This window comes from Thermus sp. KWY1, from assembly GCF_057547025.1.
In genome coordinates this window covers 1-3144 of the sequence record NZ_BAAJPG010000008.1, presented here as the reverse complement: position 1 = coordinate 3144, position 3144 = coordinate 1, and the positions used below count along the sequence as shown (strand labels likewise).

The window sequence follows — 3144 nt, the reverse complement described above, 5'->3', positions numbered from 1 at the left end:
GGGTAGTAGCCGTTCTTGCGTCCCCCGTGCTGGCGCAAGAAGGCTTCCCGGTCGGCGTCCAGGAGAATCTGCAAGACCTCGGTCACCGTCTGCCTCACCGCTTCCCTTAGCATCACCTGCAAGGTATCCTGGTCCACGGGGTACCTCCTTCCTAATCCTGGTACCCCCCTTTTATACACAAACCCCTACACATAATTCCTTACACGACCTGAAATCCTGGAGGTGAAGCATGAGGAAGTTGGGCTTCGTGGCCTTGGTGGTTCTCCTAGGTTTGGCCACGGCACAAAGCGGACAGGCCCTTTTCGGACAGTACTGCGCCAGCTGCCACCAAGCCAATGGCCAGGGCCTACCCGGGGCCTTCCCCCCGCTGGCTGGGCATGTGCCCGAGATTCTGGCCAAGAAGGACGGACGGACCTATCTGCTCGATGTGGTGCTGTTTGGCCTGCAGGGACAGATCAAGGTGAAGGGTCAGACGTACAACGGGTCCATGCCCGCCTGGGGGCCCCAACTTAAAGACGATCAAATCGCTGCCATCCTTAACTACATCACCACTGCCTTCGGCAACAAACCTCCGGCCGGGTTCAAGCCCTACACCGCAGATGAGGTGAAGAAAGAGCGGGCCAAGAAGCTTACGCCCGAAAAGGTCTATGCCCTGCGGCAGACTTTGAAGCTCTGATGGGTACGAGGCTTCTCCTGGTGGAGGACGATCCCGACCTGGGAAGGACCGTAACCCAGGCCCTGGAAGAGCATGGCTTCCAGGTGGTCTGGGCCACCTCCCAGGAGGAGGCCTGGGAGGCCTTGTGGGATGTTCCTTTCCAGGCCCTGGTGTTGGATGTGCGCCTTCCCGAAGGGGAAGAGGCGGGATTCCACCTGGCCCGCACCCTGCGGGAGGCGGGCTTCACCCAACCCATCCTCTTCCTGACCGCCAAGGATGCCCTGGACGACCGGCTCCACGGCCTCGAGCTGGGCGAGGACTACCTGACCAAGCCCTTCGCCCTTTCCGAACTGGTTGCCCGCATACGGGCCCTTCTCCGCAGGGGAGAGGTGCGGCCCAGGCGGGTGGAAGTGGGAGAAGTGGTCCTGGAGGTGGAAGCCCGGAGGGTCCTCAAGGGCAGCCTTCCCATTGGCCTCACCGCTAAGGAATACCAGGTGCTGGAACTCCTCGTCCTTAACCGCGGAAGGGTTTTCTCCAAGGATGAGATCCTGGAGCGGATCTGGGGGCCCGGCTACGAGGGGGAGTCCAACCTGGTGGAGGTCTATGTGAAGAACCTGCGCAAGAAGCTGGGCGAGGAGGTCATTGAAACCATCCGGGGCCTAGGCTACCGTGTTCCCGGATGAGCTTGCGCCTCCGCCTGGCCTTGATCACCGCAGCCCTAGCCCTCTCGGGGCTGGGGTTGGGGCTCTGGCTCTCCAGCCTGTTCCTGGTTCGCTTGGCCCTGGCCGAGGTGGACCATGCCCTAAAACTCCAGGCCAAGGTCCTCCTGGAAACCGTTCGGGAAGAGCCCGACCACCTGGTGCCCCCCGAGGTGGAGCAGGAGGTGCTGGCAGGGGAACTCCCGGGAGCAGCCTGGCTCTACCGCAAGGGAGAACTGGTTTGGTCGGGTGGGCTTTCTGCTCCTCCCCTTTTTCTACGCTCGGTCCAGGGCAAAACCCCCCAAAGCCTGGCGGGTTGGCGCATCTATACCCTCGAGAGCCAAGAGTACCGCTTGGTGGTGGCCCAGCCCCTGGGCGTGGTGGAACACCTGGCCCTCCTTTACCTACGCCTGGGCCTGCCCCTTCTCTTCCTGGTGGGAGTGCTCACCGGGGTGCTGGCCTACTTCCTGGCGGGACTGGCCCTCAGCCCCTTGCGCCGCTTGGCCGACGGGGCCATGCGCTTCCAGGTGTTGGAGCCCCCGGGGGGCCGTGACGAGGTGGCCCGCCTTGCCCAGGCCTTTGCCAAGCTCCTGCGCACCCTTAAGGCGGAACGAGAGCGGGAGCAGGCCTTCCTGGCCTTGGCCAGCCATGAACTGCGCACCCCCATTGCCGCCTTTCGGGTGGGGTTGGAGCGCCTGCTCAAGGCTCCCCACTTGGAACGGGACGCTCTGGCCAAGCTAAAGGTCCAGGCGGAGCGCCTCGAGGCCCTGGCGGAAAACCTCCTCGCCCTCTCCCGAACCCAGTCCCAGGACCTGCGCCTGGTGGAGGTGGACCTCCCCGAGCTGGCGGGTCTGGCCTTCGACCGCTTCCAACCCTTGGCGGTGGCCAGGGGGCGGGAACTCATCCTGGAAACCCAACCGGCCAAAGCCGTGGCCGATCCCCGCCTCTTGGAGAGGGCCTTGAACAACCTGGTTCACAACGCCCTCTTTCACGGCCAAGGTACGGTGTACGTGCGGACGGGGACCACGGATGGGCAGGCTTACCTGGAGGTCCAAGATGAGGGACCGGGACCATCCCCCAGGGCCCGGGAGGGCTTGGGCCTGAGGGTGGTGCGCCAGGTGGCCGAGGCCTTGGGAGCGAATCTCCACCTTGCCCAGGAGGGCGGGTTCCGGATCCGCCTGCTCTTCAGGCCCCCTTCAGCCTCTTCCCCTTCAATGGACCTTGGAGCGTAGGCTCCGGAGGTGAAGGGATGAAACGGATGCTTGGGTTCCTTATGGTTTCGGCTCTGGCCCTGGCAGCGCCCATGGGTGGCGGCCTCAAGGTGTCCAGCGTGTTCCCGCCCAGGGCACTGCCCCCGGGTACGGCCATCGTCCTGGAAGATGCCAAGGGTTTGGCGATGTGGCAGACGGGCAACGGCATGTTGCCGAGCGCCGAGGAGCTGGGCAAGGCAGCCTACGTGGTCTTCGCCTTGCCCCACGGGAAGAGCTATCGCTACGCCGTGGTGGGAAAGGCCAGTAGCCTCGAGGCCCTGCGGGTGCACATTGGGAAGAGCACCTACACCCTGGCCATCCTGCTTAAGAACCGCCATGTGGCTATTGGCAAAGACGGCAATTTGGTGACGGTTAAGGTCACCGCACCGGCAGCAGACTTGACCTATATGCGGCTCCTGGAGTAAAGAGGGGGCATGACCCTGCGCGAAGCCCTGTCCCAGATCCCCGACCCCCGGGCCCGCAACCGGCAGTACCCCCTTTGGGGCCTCCTGGCCCTCATCCTGGTGGCTTTTCTTTCCCG

The 3144-nt window shown here is 64.0% G+C and carries 4 protein-coding genes and 1 pseudogene; all 5 read left to right on the top strand.

Translation table 11 applies throughout. The features are described from left to right. Window positions 1–229 precede the first annotated feature (229 nt). Window positions 230–676, top strand: coding sequence for a c-type cytochrome (locus AC27GT_RS02070; protein WP_015717006.1), 447 nt, complete (start codon window positions 230–232; stop codon window positions 674–676). Further along, window positions 676–1338, top strand: coding sequence for a response regulator transcription factor (locus AC27GT_RS02065; RefSeq protein WP_015717005.1), 663 nt, complete (start codon window positions 676–678; stop codon window positions 1336–1338). The genes AC27GT_RS02070 and AC27GT_RS02065 overlap by 1 nt, the downstream gene beginning before the upstream one ends. After that, a complete protein-coding gene (locus AC27GT_RS02060) occupies window positions 1335–2585 on the top strand; it encodes a HAMP domain-containing sensor histidine kinase (protein ID WP_015717004.1) in 1251 nt (416 codons plus the stop codon). Before AC27GT_RS02065 ends, AC27GT_RS02060 begins: the two co-directional genes overlap by 4 nt. A 17-nt stretch (window positions 2586–2602) precedes the next feature. Then, a complete protein-coding gene (locus AC27GT_RS02055) occupies window positions 2603–3028 on the top strand; it encodes a hypothetical protein (RefSeq protein WP_487223455.1) in 426 nt (141 codons plus the stop codon). Window positions 3029–3037: 9 nt separating this feature from the next. After that, a pseudogene (locus AC27GT_RS02050) lies at window positions 3038–3144 on the top strand (transposase); the annotation flags it as partial.